The organism is Nocardioides cavernae, assembly GCF_013410035.1.
GTDB lineage: Bacteria > Actinomycetota > Actinomycetes > Propionibacteriales > Nocardioidaceae > Nocardioides > Nocardioides cavernae_A.
In genome coordinates this window covers 132,167-147,530 of the sequence record NZ_JACCBW010000002.1, presented here as the reverse complement: position 1 = coordinate 147,530, position 15,364 = coordinate 132,167, and the positions used below count along the sequence as shown (strand labels likewise).

Below are 15,364 nucleotides of genomic sequence, written 5' to 3'. Positions count from 1 at the left end.
TCCGTGGGGTATCTAGGGACGACGTGGTCGTCGTGACCGGGTTCTGGCCACCATGTCGTCCCTAGATACCGAGCCGGTCAGAAGAGCAGCGCCGTCCCCGGGTCGTGGAGGATGCCGGCGACGTCGGCGAGGAAGCGCGAGCCCTTCTCGCCGTCGATGTGGCGGTGGTCGAACGACAGTGCCAGCGTGGTGACGTCGCGCACGACGATCTCGCCGGTGGCCTCGTCCACCCACGGCCGCTTGTTGATCGCGCCGAAGCACAGGATCGCGGACTCTCCGGGGTTGATGATCGGCGTGCCGGCGTCGACGCCGAAGACGCCCACGTTGGTGATCGTGAAGGTGCCGCCGGCCATCTCCGCCGGCTGGGTCTTCCCGTCGCGCGCGGTGGCGGTGAGCTCGGCCAGCGCCGCCGCGAGCTCGGTGAGCGAGAGCGAGTCGGCGTCCTTGACGTTGGGCACCACGAGGCCGCGCGGCGTGGCGGCCGCGATCCCGAGGTTGACGTAGTGCTTGTGGACGACCTCCTGCGCGGCCTCGTCCCAGAAGGAGTTGATCTCCGGCGTGCGCTTCATCGCCAGGATGACCGCGCGGGCGAGGACGAGCAGCGGCCCGACCTTGACCTCGCGGAGCTCGCGACGCGCCTTGAGCCGCTCGACGAGCTGCATCGTGGCGGTCACGTCGACGGTGACCCACTCGGTGACGTGCGGGCTGGTGAAGGCCGACTGGCTCATCGCCGTCGCCATCATCTTGCGCACGCCCTTGATGGGCTCGCGGGTCTCGCGCTCGCCGGCGTGGCTGCCACTGGTCAGGCCGCGCTGCGACGACCCGCCATAGGACGCGCCGGGGGTGTCGGCCCCCGCCGCCGGGACGGGCGTACGACTGCCGCCGCCGCTGGCGGCACCCTGCACGTCGTCGCGGGTGATCGAGCCCGACGGGCCGGAGCCGGTCAGCGTCGACAGGTCGACGCCGAGGTCCTTGGCGAGCTTGCGGACGGGCGGCTTGGCGAGCGTACGCACGACGCCGGGGTCCTGCGCGGCCGCGGGCACGAGCGCCTCGGCGGGAGCCGCCTGCGGCGCGGGCCGCTGGTCGACGGCGGGCACCGGCGACTCGTCGGCCGGCATGACCTCGTCGGACTGGGCCCCGCCGGGCGAGAAGGCGCCCTGCACCTGCATCTGGGTGTTGGCGCCGGCCTCCGTGCTCGGGGACGCCGAGCCGCGGCGGGCGCGGCGCATCGGCCCGCGCTCGGCCTTGATCCGGCCGACGAGGGACGCGCCCTCCATCGAGCCGGACGCCGCCGGGTTGGACAGGTCGATGTCGGCCGGGTCGACCTGGGCGGCCTCGGCCGCGCCGGCCTTCTCGGCCATCCCGAGGTAGGGGTCGGACTCGGTCTGCTCGGTGGGCGCCGGCGCGGCCGGGGCCTCGCCCGGCGCGCCGATCGAGATGATCGGCGTACCGACCGGGATGGTCTCGCCCTCGGGGACGAGCAGGGCCAGGACGGTGCCCTCGAAGGGCGACGGCAGCTCGACGAGCGACTTGGCGGTCTCGATCTCGACGATCACGTCGTTGATCTCGACGGTGTCGCCGACCTTGACCTTCCAGGCCACGATCTCGGCCTCGGTGAGGCCCTCGCCGACGTCGGGGAGAAGGAACTCGGACATCAGTGGTCTCCTCAGAAGGCGAAGGTGCGGTCGACGGCGTCCAGCACCCGGTCGAGGTCGGGGAGGTACTCCTCCTCGATCCGCGACGGCGGGTAGGGCGTGTCGAAGGCGCCGACGCGCAGGACCGGGGCCTCGAGGGAGTAGAAGCACTCCTCGGTGATCCGGGCGGCCAGCTCGGCACCCATGCCGAGGTTGACGTGCGCCTCGTGGGTGACCACGCAGCGGCCGGTGCGGCGTACGGACTCGAGCACGGGCGCCATGTCGAGCGGGGACAGGGTGCGCAGGTCGATGACCTCGAGGCTGCGTCCCTCCGACGCGGCGGCCTCGGCGCACTTGAGCGCGGTCTTCACCGTCGGGCCGTAGGCCAGGACCGTCGCGTCGGTGCCGGCGCGGACGACGCGCGAGGTGAACAGCGGCTCCGGGGTCGCGGACTCGTCGAGCTCGGCCTTGTCGGCGTGGTACTGCCGCTTGGGCTCGAGGAAGATGACCGGGTCGTCGTGGGCGATGGCCTGCTGGATCATCCAGTAGCCGTCGACTGGGTTGGAGCAGGCCACCACCTTGAGGCCGGGGGTGTGCGCGAACTGCGCCTCCGGGCTCTCGGAGTGGTGCTCGACCGCGCCGATGCCGCCGCCGAAGGGGATGCGGATGACGATCGGCATCTTCACCTTCCCCTGCGAGCGGTAGGTGTACTTCGCGACCTGGCACACGATCTGGTCGTAGGCGGGGTAGACGAAGCCGTCGAACTGGATCTCGATGACGGGGCGGTAGCCGCGCAGCGCCATGCCGACGGCGGTGCCGACGATGCCGGACTCCGCGAGCGGGCTGTCGATGACGCGGTCCTCGCCGAAGTCCTTCTGCAGGCCGTCGGTGATGCGGAAGACACCGCCGAGCTTGCCGACGTCCTCACCCATGAGCAGGACCTTGTCGTCGTCCTCCATCGCCTTGCGCAGCCCCATGTTGAGGCCCTTGGCGAGGGTGATCTTCTGGCTGGTGCTCATCAGGAGTGGCTCCCCTCGAACGAGGCGAGGTAGGCGGCGAACTCGTCGCGCTGGGCGGCGATCTCGTCGGTCATCTCGCTGAAGACGTAGCCGAACTGGTCGAGCGGCTTCGGGTCGGGCAGGGCCTTGCAGCCCTCGCGGAGGTGGTGGCCCATCTCCTTGGCCTCGGCGTCGAGGTCGTCGAAGAACTGCTGGTCGACCAGGCCGTTGCGGCGCAGGTAGACCTTGAGGCGCTCGATCGGGTCCTTGAGCTTCCAGTGCTCGAGCTCGTCGTTGAGCCGGTAGCGCGTCGGGTCGTCGGTGGTGGTGTGCGCGCCCATCCGGTAGGTGTAGGCCTCGACGAAGGACGGGCCGTTGCCCTCACGCGCGCGCTGCAGCGCGGCCTGCGTGACGGCGTACGTCGCCAGCACGTCGTTGCCGTCGACCCGGATGCCCGGGAAGCCGAAGCCCAGCGCCCGCTGGTAGAGCGGGATGCGGGTCTGCCGCTCGATGGGCTCGGAGATGGCCCACTGGTTGTTCTGGCAGAAGAACACGACGGGGGCGTTGTAGGACGCGGCGAAGATGAACGCCTCGTTGACGTCGCCCTGCGAGGACGCGCCGTCGCCGAAGTGGGCGATCACGGCCGAGTCGCGCTCGGGGTCGCCGGTGCCGACGACGCCGTCGCGCTGCATGCCCATCGCGTAGCCGGTGGCGTGGAGGGTCTGCGCGCCGATGACGATCGTGTAGAGCCCGAAGTTGTTCTCGTGGGGGTCCCAGCCGCCCTGGTCGACGCCGCGGAAGAGACCGAGCAGCCGCAGCGGGTCGACGCCCTTGCAGTAGGCGACGCCGTGCTCGCGGTAGGTCGGGAAGACGTAGTCCTGCGGGCGCAGGGCGCGGCCGGCGCCGATCTGCGCGGCCTCCTGGCCGAGCAGCTGGGCCCAGATGCCGAGCTCGCCGTGGCGCTGCAGCGCGGTCGCCTCGACGTCGATGCGGCGGGTGAGGACCATGTCGCGGTAGAGCCCGCGCAGCTCCTCGGCCGAGAAGTCGTGGTCGAACTCGGGGTGGTGGACGCGCTCGCCCTCGGGCGTCAGCAGCTGGACCAGGTCGGGGCCACCGTCGGACTGGGCGGGTCCGAAGACCTCCGCCAGGTCGGGGCCGAAGGTGTCACTCCGGGGGGAGGCAGGCTCGGACAACGCACTCTCCTTCAACAGCTAGCGGCAGTCGCGGGATCGCCGGACGCCGACGGCTCGATCTCGTGGTCGTCGGCGTGTGTGACCCCGACCACATGGTGGTGCTCAACGTATCGGCCGAGGCCGTGCAGCACCAATCTGGAGGGGTCTCCCGGGGGCGCGCGCGAGCCGCTGCTCGCGCGCGTCTCAGCCGCGGCCGTGCGGCGTGGTCCAGCCCGACTCGTCGGGTCCGGCCGGCACGATCTGCGTCGGGTTGATGTCGGTGTGGACGACGTAGTAGTGCCGCTTGATCTGCTCGAAGTCGACCTCGTCGCCGAAGCCGGGCGTCTGGAACAGGTCGCGCGCGTAGCCCCACAGGTTCGGCATCTCGGTGAGCTTGTTGCGGTTGCACTTGAAGTGGCCGTGGTAGACCGCGTCGAAGCGGACGAGGGTCGTGAACAGCCGCACGTCGGCCTCGGTGATCGCCTCGCCCATGAGGAAGCGGCGGTCGGCGAGACGCTCCTCGAGCCAGTCGAGCGCGGTGAACAGGCGGTCGTACGCGTCGTCGTACGCCTCCTGCGAGCCGGCGAACCCGCAGCGGTAGACGCCGTTGTTGACCTCGGTGAAGACCCGCTTCATCACGGACTCCATCTCCTCGCGGACGTCGGCCGGCCAGAGGTCGGGCACGTCGTCGCGCTGGTGGTCGCGCCACTCGAAGAAGAGGTCGTGGGTGATCTGCGGGAAGTCGTTGGTGACGACCTTGCCGGACTCGACCTCGACGATCGCGGGCACGGTGATCCCGCGGGAGTAGTCGGGCTGGCGGGCGAGGTAGGCCTGCTGGAGGCGCTCGATGCCGAGGACGGGGTCGACGCCGCCGGGGTCGAGGTCGAAGGTCCAGCTGCGCTGGTCGTGGGTCGGGCCGGGGGCGCCCCACGAGATGGCGTCCTCGAGGCCGAGGAGCGAGCGGACGATGATCGAGCGGTGGGCCCACGGGCAGGCGCGGGCGGCGACGAGGCGGTAGCGACCGGGGGCGACGTCCCACACGGGCACGTCGCGCGGGCTGTCCTTGGAGCCGCTCGGGTGGGCGTCGTCGAGCGGGTCCGCGGAACGGTCCCCGGCCAGGATGCGGTCGGGGAGGTAGGTCATGTCGCGCTCGAAGGGCTTGCCCTTGGTCGTGTAGCTGGCCGTGTCGTTCATGCTTCAACGATACCCACGGCGGGTGACGGCATACGGTCGGAGCGTGAGTGCGACGTTCGCGACCAGCGATCCCCACGGCCACCTGTCGGAGCTCACCGCTGCCCTGCGCGCCGCGGGACTGGTCGGTGACGACGGCCGCTGGTCGGGTGGCGAGGCGCGGCTGTGGGTTCTCGGCGACCTGCTCGACCGCGGTCCCGACGGCCTGGGCGTGATCGCGCTCGTGCGTCGGCTGGCGGACGAGGCGGCCGCGGCCGGCGGCGGCGTGCACCCCCTGCTCGGCAACCACGAGGTGATCGCCCTCGGCAAGAGGCGCTTCGGCGACGAGGAGGTGGTGCACCGCGGGATGGTGCGCAGCTTCGGCGCGATCTGGTCGCGCAACGGCGGCCTCGAGACCGACCAGGCGGGGATGGACGAGGACCTGGTCGCGTGGATGGCCGCGCTGCCGGCGGTCGCCCGCGACGGCGAGCACCTGATGATGCACTCCGACACCACGGCGTACCTCGACTGGGGCGACTCGGTCGAGGAGGTCAACGAGGCCGTGCGCGCGACCCTCGCTGACGACGACCCGGTCGCGTGGTTCGACGTCCTCGTCCGGCTCGGGCAGCGCCACGAGTACGCCGGCAGCGCGGGTCCGCTCGCCGCGCGGCGGCTGCTGCGCACGCTGGGCGGCACGCGCATCGTCCACGGGCACAGCATCATCGGCGACCTCTTCGACGAGCCGGTCGACTCCTACGACGAGCCCCGGCTGTACGCCGAGGGGCTGGCGCTCGACATCGACGGGGGGATCTACGAGGGCGGGCCGTGCCTGGTCGCCCGCCTCTCGGGGTAGTCCAGTCGCGGACGGTCGCCATCCGGGCCCGGGGACGACCACTGCTCACTGGACTACCCCCGGCGACGCGACTGCAAAGAGACGTTTGCAAATGACTCTTCGCAGTCGTAGCGTGCCGTCATGGCCGCCATCACCCCCGACATCGCCGGGCTCCGCGCGCTGAGCCACCCCGTCCGCCTGCGGATGCTCGGCCTGCTCCGCACCGAGGGGCCGGCGACGGCCACCACCCTCGCGGCCCGCCTCGACCTCAACACCGGCGCGACGTCGTACCACCTGCGCCAGCTCGCCCAGCACGGCTTCATCGTCGAGGACACCGACCGCGGCAACGCGCGCGACCGCTGGTGGCGGGCCGCGCACAGCGAGACCCGCACCGACGCGCGTGGCCAGGGCATCGACGGCGAGCACATGGAGGCGTACCTCGCGACGGTGGCCCAGCTGTACGCCGACCGGCTGCGCGCGGCCGTCGCGGAGATGTCGTTCCTGCCGGAGGAGTGGGCGGACGTCGGCTCGCTGAGCGACTGGGAGCTGCGGCTCACCCCGGCGCAGGCCGAGGCCCTGGTGCAGCGGCTCGAGGCGATCATCGAGGAGACCACGTCGTCGGATGACCCCGAGGCCGCGCCGTTCGCGGTCAACCTCAACGCCTTCGTGCGCCCGGGCCTGCCGTGGGGCGAGCGGTGACCTCGCGCACCCCGCTCGTCGGCGCACTCGTCGCCGAGGGCATCTCGCTCGTCGGCACCCGGGTGTCGATGATCGCGATCCCGTGGTTCGTCCTGTCGACGACGGGGTCCGCGACGCAGACCGGGCTCGTGGCGGCGGCGGAGATCACGCCGCTGGTGGTGTTCAAGGCGCTCGGCGGCCCGCTCCTCGACCGCATCGGACCGCGCCGCGTCACGCTCGCGTGCGACCTCCTGTCCGCGTTCGTCGTCGCGACGATCCCGCTGCTCCACCAGCTCGGCCTGCTCGGCTTCCCGACGCTGCTCGTCCTCGTCGCGGTGGCCGGCGCGCTGCGCGGGCCGGGCGACGCGGGCAAGGCGGCGATGAGCCCGGAGATCGCGCGGACCGCCGGGTACTCGCTCGAGCGGGTGTCCGGTCTGGCGTCGGCCATCGAGCGCACCTCGACGATGGCGGGCGCGGCGGTGGCCGGCGTGCTGGTCGCGACGATCGGCGCGGCCGACGCGCTCTACGTCGACGCCGCGTCCTTCCTGGTGTCCTGCGCCGTCTTCGCGATCACGACCACGGGTCTCGGCGCCCCCGTGCCACCGGAGCCGACCGCCGCGCAGACGTCGTACGGCCAGGAGCTGCGCCAGGGCTGGGACTTCCTGCGCACCGAGCCGGTGCTCGTCGCGATCTGCGCGATGGTCGCGGTGACCAACCTCGTCGACCAGGCGTACGCCGCGGTGCTCGCGCCGGTGTGGGCGAAGGAGTCCGGTGCCGGGGTCGCCGTGCTCGGCACGCTCTTCGCGGTGATGAGCGGGGCGTCGGTGCTCGGCGCGCTCGCGGCGGCCCGGTGGGGCGAGACGCTACCGCGCTTCCGGACGTACGTCCTCGCGTTCCTCGTCGCGGGCGCGCCCCGCTTCGTCGTGTTGGCGCTCGAGTCGCCGGTGTGGGCGGTCCTCGCCGTGACCGCCGTCGCTGGGGTGGCGTCCGGCTTCCTCAACCCGATCCTGGGCGCGGTGATCCTCGAACGCATCCCGCCCCACCTGATGGGCCGGGTGACCTCGATGAACACCGCGATCTGCTGGTCGCTGATGCCGCTCGGCGGGATCCTCGGCGGGCTCGCCGTCTCAGGTCTGGGGATCTCCCCCGCCCTCCTCGTGGCGGGCGCGGCGTACCTCGTCACCACGATGGCGCCCACCCGGGTGCCGAGCTTCCGGCGGATGGACCGGGCGCCTGCCGTGGACGCTCGGACAGAGGTCGCCGAGCGGGGTTGTCAGGCTCTCGCTGACGTTGTCAGGCGTTGCAGAGGCCGACAACGTCAGTGATCCCCGGTCAGCCGGGGATCACCCCCGTGCAGCTACGCCGGCGCGAACCGGGCCGCCACCTCGACCACCCGGTCGAACGCCTCGGCCTCCCCGATGCTCACCCGGACCCCGTCGCCGGCGAAGGGCCGCACCGAGATGCCGGCCTCGCCGCACGCGGCGGCGAAGTCGAGCGCCCGGTCGCCGAGGGGGAACCACACGAAGTTGCCCTGCGCGTCCGGCAGCTCCCAGCCGACCTCCCGCAGCCGGGCCACCAGGTCGGCTCGGCGCCCGACGAGGTCCTCGACGCGGGCGGAGAGCTCCTCGCGCGCCTCGAGCGAGGCGATGGCGGCTGCCTGGGCGACGTGGCTAACGCCGAACGGCAGCGAGACAGCACGCAGCGCGGCGGCGAGCGGGGCGGGGGCGACGGCGTACCCGACGCGGAAGCCGGCCAGGCCGTAGGCCTTGGAGAAGGTGCGGGTGAGGACGACGTTGTCGTGGCGCTGGTAGGTCGCGACGCCGTCGATCGCGTCGTCCATCCGGACGAACTCGAGGTAGGCCTCGTCGACCACGACGACCACGTGGGAGGGGACCTTCGCGATGAAGGCGTCGAGCTCGGCCTGCGTGACGGCCGGACCGGTCGGGTTGTTGGGCGTGCAGACGATGACGACCTTCGTGCGGTCGGTGACCGCGGCCGCCATGGCGTCGAGGTCGTGGCGGCCGTCCGCGGTCACCGGCACCTGGACGCTGCGGGCGCCGCCGGCCGTGACGGCGATGGGGTAGGCCTCGAAGGATCGCCACGCGTAGACGACCTCGTCGCCGGCCTCGCAGAACGCGTTGACGAGCTGGTAGATGAGGCCGACCGAGCCCGTGGCGGCCGCGAGGTCCTCGACCGGGACGCCCATCGCCTCGCCGAGCGCGGCGTAGAGCGCGGTGCTCCCCATGTCGGGGTAGCGGTTCATCTGCGCCGCCGCCTCGGTCGCCGCCTCCAGCACGCCCGGGAGCGGCGGGTAGGGGTTCTCGTTGGACGACAGCTTGTACGACGTCAGCCCGGGTCGGGCGACGGGAGGCTTGCCGGCGACGTACGCAGGGATGGCGAGCACGTTGGGCCGGGGCTGGGGCGAGGTCATGTCCCGACCCTAGTGACGCGGTCGCGCCACGGCCTCACCACCGGGAGCAGCAGCACCCCTACCACGAAGCCCACCCCGGCGCCGAGGACGTTGTCGACCATGTCGGTGACGTCGCAGGCGCGGTCGAGCCGGGCGAGCTGGAGCTGGGTGAGCTCGATGGCGAGGCTGTACGCCGCGAGCAGGCCGAGGCCGAGCGGGGCGAGCACCAGCCCCGACCACCAGCGCCCGGCCACCAGCACGAGGAACACCCCCGCCGGCACGAAGAGCAGCACGTTGAGGGTGCGCTGGTCGAGGCCGAGGACCTCGAACGCGGCACCGGACGGCCCGCCGTAGTCCCACGAGCAGGTCTCGCTCCGGGTCTCCGCCGAGACGATCCCGACGTCCGGCCGGGTCGGCACCAGGGTGACGAGCGCGATCGCGACGAGCGACCAGGACAGCCCGGCGACCGACACCGTCGTGACCGTGCCGAACCGGCCACGCAGCGCCAGCGCGAGGAGGGCGGCGAGGACCGCGGCGGCGAGGGCGCCGAGCACCATCACGCCCGTGCCGCCGATCGTCACCACGCGGGCCACCGTAGCGAGGCCAGGGACGCGGGTCTCGGTGCGCCCCGTCGCGACCTCGCAGGCTCGGTCGCGGGGCCACTCGACCTCCCGCCTCACGCTCGGCACGACCTCGTCGCTCCCGGCTAGTGTCGTGACATGCGCTTCGTGACATGGTTGCTGACGTACGCCGCCGGGCTGGCCGTGGCCGCCTGGCTGCTGGACGGGATCTGGTTCGAGGGGGCGAAGAACGGCCAGGCGGAGGTGCAGGACAAGATCGTCCCGCTGCTGGTCGTGGCCCTCATCCTCGGCCTCGTCTCGACCTTCATCGAGCCGGTGATCAAGGTCCTGTCGCTGCCGTTCATCATCCTGACGCTGGGCTTCCTGCTGCTGGTGATCAACGCGCTGATGCTCCTGCTCACCGCACGCCTGGCCGACGCGTTCGACCTCGGCTTCCACGTCGACGGGTTCTGGAACGCGCTCGTCGGCTCGCTCATCATCACCGTCGTCGGCTGGGGCGTCCGGACGGCGCTCCCGTCGGACGAGTGATGGCGGAGCTCCCCGAGGCACGCGCCCCCGGCAGCTACCGGATCGCGCTGGTCTGCCTCGGCAACATCTGCCGCTCCCCCACGGCGCACGTCGTCCTGGAGAGCCGGCTCGCCGAGGCCGGGCTCGACGACCGCGTCGAGGTCGCCTCCTCCGGGACCGGCGGCTGGCACGTCGGCAACCCGATGGACCCCCGCGCCGCCGCCACCCTCACCAGCGCCGGCTACGACCCGACCCGGCACCGGGCGCGGCAGTACGACGCGACCTGGCCCGGGGCGTACGACCTCGTCCTCGTGATGGACGGGGCCAACCTCGCCGACGTGGGCGGGCGCACGGAGCGGGTCGGGCTGTTCCGCGACTTCGACCCGGTCGACCCCGGGTCCGAGGTGCCGGACCCGTACTACGGTGGTGCCGACGGGTTCGAGGAGGTGCTGGCGATGGTCGAGCGCACGAGCGATGCGATCGTGGCGGCCCTCCCCCGCGCACTCGACGCGGCCGCGGGAAGCCGGGACTGATGGCCCGTCAGCCGATCGTCGCCCGCCGCGCCGAGGAGCTGCTCGGCACGCCCGTCGTCGCGACCTCGCCCGTCGCCGGCGGCGACATCGCCACGGCCACCCGGCTGCGGCTCTCCAGCGGCCAGACGGCGCTGATGAAGACCCTCCCGCACGCGCCGGAGGGGTTCTTCGAGGCCGAGGCCGCCGGGCTGCGCTGGCTCGCCGAGGTCGAGGGCGGGGTGCCGCTCCCCGAGGTGCTGGCCGCCGCCAGCGACTGCGTCGTCCTGGAGTGGGTCGAGCAGAGCGCCAAGACCCCGGTCGAGGCCGCGCTGGCGTTCGGCCACCAGCTCGCCACCACCCACCGGGCCGGCGCCGACGGCTGGGGCCTCGACCACGACGGCTTCATCGGTCGGCTCCCGCTCCCCAACCGGACCGCCGACTCCTGGCCGGAGTTCTACGCGGTCCGCCGCGTGCTGCCCTACCTCAAGCTCGCCCGCGACCGCGGCGCCATCGGCGAGTCCGACGCGGCGGCGGTCGAGTCGGTCGTCGGACGGCTCACCTCGCTGCTGCCGGAGGAGGAGCCGGCCCGCCTCCACGGCGACCTGTGGAACGGCAACTGCCTCTGGGGGCAGGACCTCGCCGTCCACGTCATCGACCCGGCCGCCCACGGCGGGCACCGAGAGGTGGACCTGGCGATGCTCCACCTCTTCGGCCTCACCCACCTGCCCCGCGTGATGGCGGCGTACGACGAGGCGTACCCGCTCGCGGACGGGTGGGAGGACCGCCTCGGCATCCACCAGCTCTTCCCGCTGCTCGTGCACGCGTGCATGTTCGGCGGCGGGTACGGCGCGCGCGCCGGCGCCGTCGCCGCGCGCTACGCCTGACCGTCCCTGCCCCGTCCGGTCCGGCCGCCTCCGCGCTTCTCAGGACCGCCTCAGGCGTCGGTGGCATCCTGTCCCCCGTGAGTGAGTCCAAGCCGCGCGTCCTCGTCGTGGACGACGACCGGGCCGTGCGCGACTCGCTGCGCCGGTCGCTGGAGTTCAACGGCTACGAGGTCCTGCTCGCGGCCGACGGCGCCGAGGGCCTGGTCGCCGTGGGCGCGCAGCACCCCGACGTCGTCGTGATCGACGTGATGATGCCGCGCCTCGACGGGATCGAGACGACCCGGGCGCTGCGGGCTGCCGGCAACGACGTGCCCATCCTCGTGCTCACCGCCCGCGACGCCGTCGGCGACCGGGTCGAGGGCCTGGACGCGGGGGCCGACGACTACCTCACCAAGCCGTTCGCCCTCGAGGAGCTGCTGGCCCGGCTGCGCGCGCTGCTGCGCCGCGTCGTGCCCGAGGCCGAGGGCGAGAGCGAGGTCCTCTCCTTCGCCGACCTCTCGATGGACGTCGCCAGCCGCGACGTGTCGCGCGGCGGCCGCTCGATCGAGCTGACCCGTACCGAGTTCACGCTGCTCGAGATGTTCCTGCGGCGCCCGCGCCGGGTGCTCGACCGCTCCTTCATCCTGGAGGAGGTCTGGGGCTACGACTTCCCCACCAGCGCGAACTCGCTGGAGGTCTACGTCGGCTACCTGCGCCGCAAGACCGAGGCCGAGGGGGAGCCGCGCCTGATCCAGACCGTGCGTGGCGTCGGCTACGTCCTGAAGGAATCATGACCAGCCCGCAGGCCCGCGCATGAGGCAGGCGACCGCCTGGCCCGACGGGCGCTGGCACTACCGCCGGTCCCTGGCGTCGCGGGTCGCGGTCCTCACCACCTTCGCGCTGGGCCTGACCATCGCGATCATGGCGTTCACCGCCTACGTCGTGATGCGCCAGCAGCTGATGAGCTCGCTCGACCAGTCGCTGCTCAACCGCGCCCACAAGGCGACCAACGTCTCGGCGCTGTCCGAGCTCACCGTGCAGGGGTTCCCGCCCTGGATGCTCGGCGCGGCCGACATCCGCGTCATCTTCGTGACGACCGAGAGCGTGTCGGGCACCGACATCCCCGCGTTCAAGCTCGGGCAGCCCGAGTACGACGTGGTGACCGGTCGGCGCGAGTCGGTCGTACGGACCCTCGTCACCAAGGAGGGCGAGCGCTTCCGGGTCGCCACCGTGGAGGCGGGCAGCGGCCAGGCGCTGATCCTGGCGCAGCCGCTCGGCCCCAACGACCGGACGCTGGAGAAGCTCAGCGGCGTCCTGTTCGTCTTCGGGGCGCTGGGCCTGCTGGCGGCCCTGATGGCCGGGTGGCTGGTGGCGCGCAACGGCCTGCGACCCGTACGCCGCCTCACCGCCGCGGTCGAGCGGATCGCGGTCACCGAGGACCTCACGCCCCTCCGGGTCGAGGGCGACGACGAGGTGGCCCGGCTCGCGACCGCCTTCAACCAGATGCTGCTCGCCCTCGGCGCCTCACGCGACCGCCAGCGCCGCCTGGTCGCCGACGCCAGCCACGAGCTGCGTACGCCCCTCACCTCGCTGCGCACCAACCTCGACCTGCTGCGCCAGGCGGAGGGCAACAGTGCGCTCCCGGCCGAGGCCCGCCTCGAGCTGCTCGACGACGTGCGCGGCCAGATCGGGGAGCTCAGCGCCCTCGTCGGGGACCTGGTCGAGCTCGCCCGCGACGAGCCGACCACCCGCACCGTGGCCGAGGTCGACCTCGCCGACGTGGTCGGGCGCGCGGTGACCCGCGTGCGCCGACGCGCCCACGGCGTCGCCTTCGACGTGGCGCTCGACCCGTGGCCCGTCGTGGGCGACGCGAGCAGTCTCGAGCGCGCGGTGACGAACCTGCTGGACAACGCCGCGAAGTGGAGCCCGTCGGACGGCACCGTGACCGTACGCCTCGGCGAGGGCGTCCTCACCGTCGACGACGAGGGCGACGGTGTCGCCGAGGCCGACCGGCCGCACGTGTTCGAGCGGTTCTACCGCGCCGAGGAGTCGCGGGCGATGCCCGGGTCCGGGCTCGGGCTCGCCATCGTGCGCCAGGTCGTGGACCGGCACGGGGGCCGGATCGAGGTGTCCCGGGCGCCCGGCGGCGGTGCGCGCTTCGCCCTGTGGATCCCCGGGATCGCGCCCTCAGTCGAAGACGCGTAGCAGCCGCTCGGCCTTCCAGCCCGCCTCGGCCCACTCCTCGGCGACGTCCGACCTCACCGTGATCCCGCCGCCGGTCCCGAGCGTCCAGGTCCCGCCGCCGTCGGTCGTCAGGGAGCGGATCACCACGCCGAGGTCCGCGGGCCCGTCACCGCTGATCCAGCCGAACGCCCCGGCGTACGCACCCCGCGGCGTCGACTCGACCTCCTCGACGACCTCCATCGTCCGCAGCTTGGGAGCGCCGGTCATCGACCCCGCCGGGAAGAGCGCGCGCAGCGCCGCCACCGTCGAGACGTCGTCGCGCAGCCGCCCGCGGACGGTCGAGACGAGCTGGTGCACCGACGCGTAGGACTCGACCTCCATCAGCGCCGGCACCTCGACCGACCCGACCTCGCAGACGAGCGACAGGTCGTTGCGGAGCAGGTCGACGATCATGAGGTTCTCCGCACGCGTCTTGGGGTCGCTCGCCAGCCGCAGCCGGTGCGCCTCGTCCTCCTCGGCGCTCGCCCCGCGCGGCGTGGTCCCCTTGATCGGCTTGGTCTCGAGGTGCCGGTCGGCCGTCACGAGGGCGTACCTCTCCGGCGAGCTCGACAGCAGCCACGCGCGGGCGCCGTCCACGTCGTGCTGGAGGAAGCCGCTGTAGGGCGCGGGGTTGAGCTCGCGCAGCCGGAGGTACGCCGCGACGGGGTCGAGGTCGGAGGTGCGGGTCAGCCGGTGGGTCAGGTTGACCTCGTAGGAGTTGCCGGCGTGGAGGTGCTCCTGGACGCGCGCGAAGGCCTCGGCGTAGGGGGTTGTCGGCCTCTCGCTGACGTTGTCAGGCGTTGCAGAGGCCGACAACGTCAGTGATCCCCGGTCAGCCGGGGATCGCTGATCGTCCACCCCGTGCTCGAAGACCCGCACCCCCCGCGGCCGCATCCACACCGCGTCCGGGAGGACGGGGTCGGGCGCGGCGGGCAGGTCGGTACGCGCGGCGTACCCGAGGTAGCCGAACCACTGCTCGCCCGCACCGATGCGCTCCTCGAGGACGGCGAAGACGTCGTCGCCGACGACGGTCGCGGTGCCGCCGGAGTGGAGGGTCACCTCGCGCCGGGCGGCCGACCACGACAGGGACACGTCGTCGTCCCCGAGCCACCCGATGATCGAGCGGCGACCGGACCACTCGCGCGCGCCGCCACCGTCGAGCCAGAAGCAGCGCCGGTGGTCGGCGGCCACGGACCGGAAGAACGACACCGGGTCCGTCACGCGAGGAAGTTCCCGATCAGGTCGGCGCCGTGCTCGGAGAGCACCGACTCCGGGTGGAACTGCACGCCCTCCAGGGGCAGGTCGGCGTGCCGCACGCCCATCACGACGCCGTCCTCCGACCAGGCCGTCGCCTCGAGGGACGGAGGAAGAGAGACCGCCCCGAGGGAGTGGTAGCGGACCGCGGCGAACCCCTGCGGCACCCCGGCGTACACGCCGAGCCCGTCGTGGCTGATGGCCGCCACCTCGCCGTGCGCGGGAGGGAGGCGGTCGACCGTGCCGCCGTACGCCGTGACCAGGCCCTGCATCCCGAGGCACACGCCCAGCACCGGCCGCTCGCCCGCGAGGAGCACGGCGTTGCCCACGGAGAAGTCGGCAGGTGACGCCGGGTGGCCGGGACCGGGCGACAGCACGACGTGCGAGTGCCGCAGCACGTCGGCCGGCTCGACCTCGTCGTGCTGCACGACCCGCGGCAGCACGCCGGTCACGGACGCGACGAGGTGCACCAGGTTCCACGTGTAGGAGTCGTGGTGGTCCACCACGATCACGTCCGGTCGCACGCAGCG

16 protein-coding genes are annotated in these 15,364 nt (G+C 72.8%); 8 read left to right on the top strand and 8 right to left on the bottom strand.

Annotation, left to right across the window (positions count from 1 at the left end; genetic code table 11):
* Window positions 1-77: 77 nt before the first annotated feature.
* The 4 genes from F4692_RS08235 to F4692_RS08220 all read right to left on the bottom strand — a co-directional run bounded on the left by F4692_RS08235 (window position 78) and on the right by F4692_RS08220 (window position 4,998).
* Entirely contained in the window at window positions 78-1,655 is a 1,578-nt protein-coding gene (locus tag F4692_RS08235; protein WP_179619207.1) for a dihydrolipoamide acetyltransferase family protein, read from the bottom strand.
* Between the two features lie 11 nt (window positions 1,656-1,666).
* Window positions 1,667-2,653: an alpha-ketoacid dehydrogenase subunit beta gene (locus F4692_RS08230; protein ID WP_179619206.1), complete on the bottom strand. Its 987-nt coding sequence runs from the start codon at window positions 2,651-2,653 to the stop codon at window positions 1,667-1,669.
* Complete coding sequence (gene pdhA, locus F4692_RS08225; protein ID WP_257029785.1) at window positions 2,653-3,780, bottom strand: pyruvate dehydrogenase (acetyl-transferring) E1 component subunit alpha; 1,128 nt, start codon at window positions 3,778-3,780, stop codon at window positions 2,653-2,655. Before pdhA ends, F4692_RS08230 begins: the two co-directional genes overlap by 1 nt.
* 228 nt (window positions 3,781-4,008) lie before the next feature.
* On the bottom strand, window positions 4,009-4,998 hold the full coding sequence (locus F4692_RS08220; protein WP_179619204.1) for a glutathione S-transferase family protein: 990 nt from the start codon (window positions 4,996-4,998) through the stop codon (window positions 4,009-4,011).
* Between the two features lie 43 nt (window positions 4,999-5,041).
* Here F4692_RS08220 and F4692_RS08215 point away from each other — a divergent pair, with 43 nt between their 5' ends.
* The 3 genes from F4692_RS08215 to F4692_RS08205 all read left to right on the top strand — a co-directional run bounded on the left by F4692_RS08215 (window position 5,042) and on the right by F4692_RS08205 (window position 7,809).
* On the top strand, window positions 5,042-5,827 hold the full coding sequence (locus F4692_RS08215; RefSeq protein ID WP_308645217.1) for a metallophosphoesterase: 786 nt from the start codon (window positions 5,042-5,044) through the stop codon (window positions 5,825-5,827).
* 120 nt (window positions 5,828-5,947) lie between these two features.
* On the top strand, window positions 5,948-6,505 hold the full coding sequence (locus F4692_RS08210; protein WP_179619202.1) for a winged helix-turn-helix domain-containing protein: 558 nt from the start codon (window positions 5,948-5,950) through the stop codon (window positions 6,503-6,505).
* On the top strand, window positions 6,502-7,809 hold the full coding sequence (locus F4692_RS08205; RefSeq protein ID WP_218858365.1) for an MFS transporter: 1,308 nt from the start codon (window positions 6,502-6,504) through the stop codon (window positions 7,807-7,809). The genes F4692_RS08210 and F4692_RS08205 overlap by 4 nt, the downstream gene beginning before the upstream one ends.
* A gap of 32 nt (window positions 7,810-7,841) precedes the next feature.
* Here the strand turns inward: F4692_RS08205 and hisC are convergent, their stop codons facing one another.
* Both hisC and F4692_RS08195 read right to left on the bottom strand, forming a co-directional pair.
* Window positions 7,842-8,915 carry a histidinol-phosphate transaminase gene (gene hisC, locus F4692_RS08200; RefSeq protein WP_179619201.1) on the bottom strand — a complete coding sequence of 358 codons (1,074 nt, stop codon included), beginning with the start codon at window positions 8,913-8,915 and terminating at the stop codon, window positions 7,842-7,844.
* Window positions 8,912-9,478 (bottom strand): VanZ family protein, encoded by a 567-nt coding sequence (locus F4692_RS08195; RefSeq protein ID WP_179619200.1) that lies wholly within the window; start codon window positions 9,476-9,478, stop codon window positions 8,912-8,914. The genes hisC and F4692_RS08195 overlap by 4 nt, the downstream gene beginning before the upstream one ends.
* 135 nt (window positions 9,479-9,613) lie before the next feature.
* Between F4692_RS08195 and F4692_RS08190 the strand changes: the two genes are divergently transcribed.
* From F4692_RS08190 to F4692_RS08170, 5 genes are all read left to right on the top strand, one after another.
* A complete protein-coding gene (locus F4692_RS08190) occupies window positions 9,614-10,003 on the top strand; it encodes a phage holin family protein (RefSeq protein WP_179619199.1) in 390 nt (129 codons plus the stop codon).
* Window positions 10,003-10,515 (top strand): low molecular weight protein-tyrosine-phosphatase, encoded by a 513-nt coding sequence (locus F4692_RS08185; RefSeq protein WP_179619198.1) that lies wholly within the window; start codon window positions 10,003-10,005, stop codon window positions 10,513-10,515. Before F4692_RS08190 ends, F4692_RS08185 begins: the two co-directional genes overlap by 1 nt.
* The gene (locus tag F4692_RS08180) at window positions 10,515-11,378 is read left to right on the top strand and encodes a fructosamine kinase family protein (protein ID WP_179619197.1); all 864 of its coding nucleotides are present in this window, start codon (window positions 10,515-10,517) and stop codon (window positions 11,376-11,378) included. Before F4692_RS08185 ends, F4692_RS08180 begins: the two co-directional genes overlap by 1 nt.
* Window positions 11,379-11,455: 77 nt before the next feature.
* Window positions 11,456-12,151: a response regulator transcription factor gene (locus F4692_RS08175; protein WP_179619196.1), complete on the top strand. Its 696-nt coding sequence runs from the start codon at window positions 11,456-11,458 to the stop codon at window positions 12,149-12,151.
* A gap of 19 nt (window positions 12,152-12,170) precedes the next feature.
* Window positions 12,171-13,562, top strand: a complete 1,392-nt coding sequence (locus F4692_RS08170; RefSeq protein WP_179619195.1) for a sensor histidine kinase — start codon at window positions 12,171-12,173, stop codon at window positions 13,560-13,562.
* Here F4692_RS08170 and F4692_RS08165 read toward each other — a convergent pair.
* Window positions 13,545-14,801, bottom strand: a complete 1,257-nt coding sequence (locus F4692_RS08165; protein ID WP_179619194.1) for an anthranilate synthase component I family protein — start codon at window positions 14,799-14,801, stop codon at window positions 13,545-13,547. The genes F4692_RS08170 and F4692_RS08165 overlap by 18 nt on opposite strands.
* The gene (locus tag F4692_RS08160) at window positions 14,798-15,358 is read right to left on the bottom strand and encodes an anthranilate synthase component II (protein ID WP_179619193.1); all 561 of its coding nucleotides are present in this window, start codon (window positions 15,356-15,358) and stop codon (window positions 14,798-14,800) included. The genes F4692_RS08165 and F4692_RS08160 overlap by 4 nt, the downstream gene beginning before the upstream one ends.
* Between the last annotated feature and the right edge of the window lie 6 nt (window positions 15,359-15,364).

What these genes read in the sequence shown, in the direction of transcription:
- F4692_RS08185 (WP_179619198.1), top strand. Translation starts at nt 10,003, where the DNA reads ATGGCGGAGCTCCCCGAGGCACGCGCCCCCGGCAGCTACCGGATCGCG.
- F4692_RS08180 (WP_179619197.1), top strand. Translation starts at nt 10,515, where the DNA reads ATGGCCCGTCAGCCGATCGTCGCCCGCCGCGCCGAGGAGCTGCTCGGC.
- F4692_RS08230 (WP_179619206.1), bottom strand. Translation starts at nt 2,653, where the DNA reads ATGAGCACCAGCCAGAAGATCACCCTCGCCAAGGGCCTCAACATGGGG.
- F4692_RS08210 (WP_179619202.1), top strand. Translation starts at nt 5,948, where the DNA reads ATGGCCGCCATCACCCCCGACATCGCCGGGCTCCGCGCGCTGAGCCAC.
- F4692_RS08235 (WP_179619207.1), bottom strand. Translation starts at nt 1,655, where the DNA reads ATGTCCGAGTTCCTTCTCCCCGACGTCGGCGAGGGCCTCACCGAGGCC.
- F4692_RS08190 (WP_179619199.1), top strand. Translation starts at nt 9,614, where the DNA reads ATGCGCTTCGTGACATGGTTGCTGACGTACGCCGCCGGGCTGGCCGTG.
- F4692_RS08170 (WP_179619195.1), top strand. Translation starts at nt 12,171, where the DNA reads ATGAGGCAGGCGACCGCCTGGCCCGACGGGCGCTGGCACTACCGCCGG.
- hisC (WP_179619201.1), bottom strand. Translation starts at nt 8,915, where the DNA reads ATGACCTCGCCCCAGCCCCGGCCCAACGTGCTCGCCATCCCTGCGTAC.
- F4692_RS08220 (WP_179619204.1), bottom strand. Translation starts at nt 4,998, where the DNA reads ATGAACGACACGGCCAGCTACACGACCAAGGGCAAGCCCTTCGAGCGC.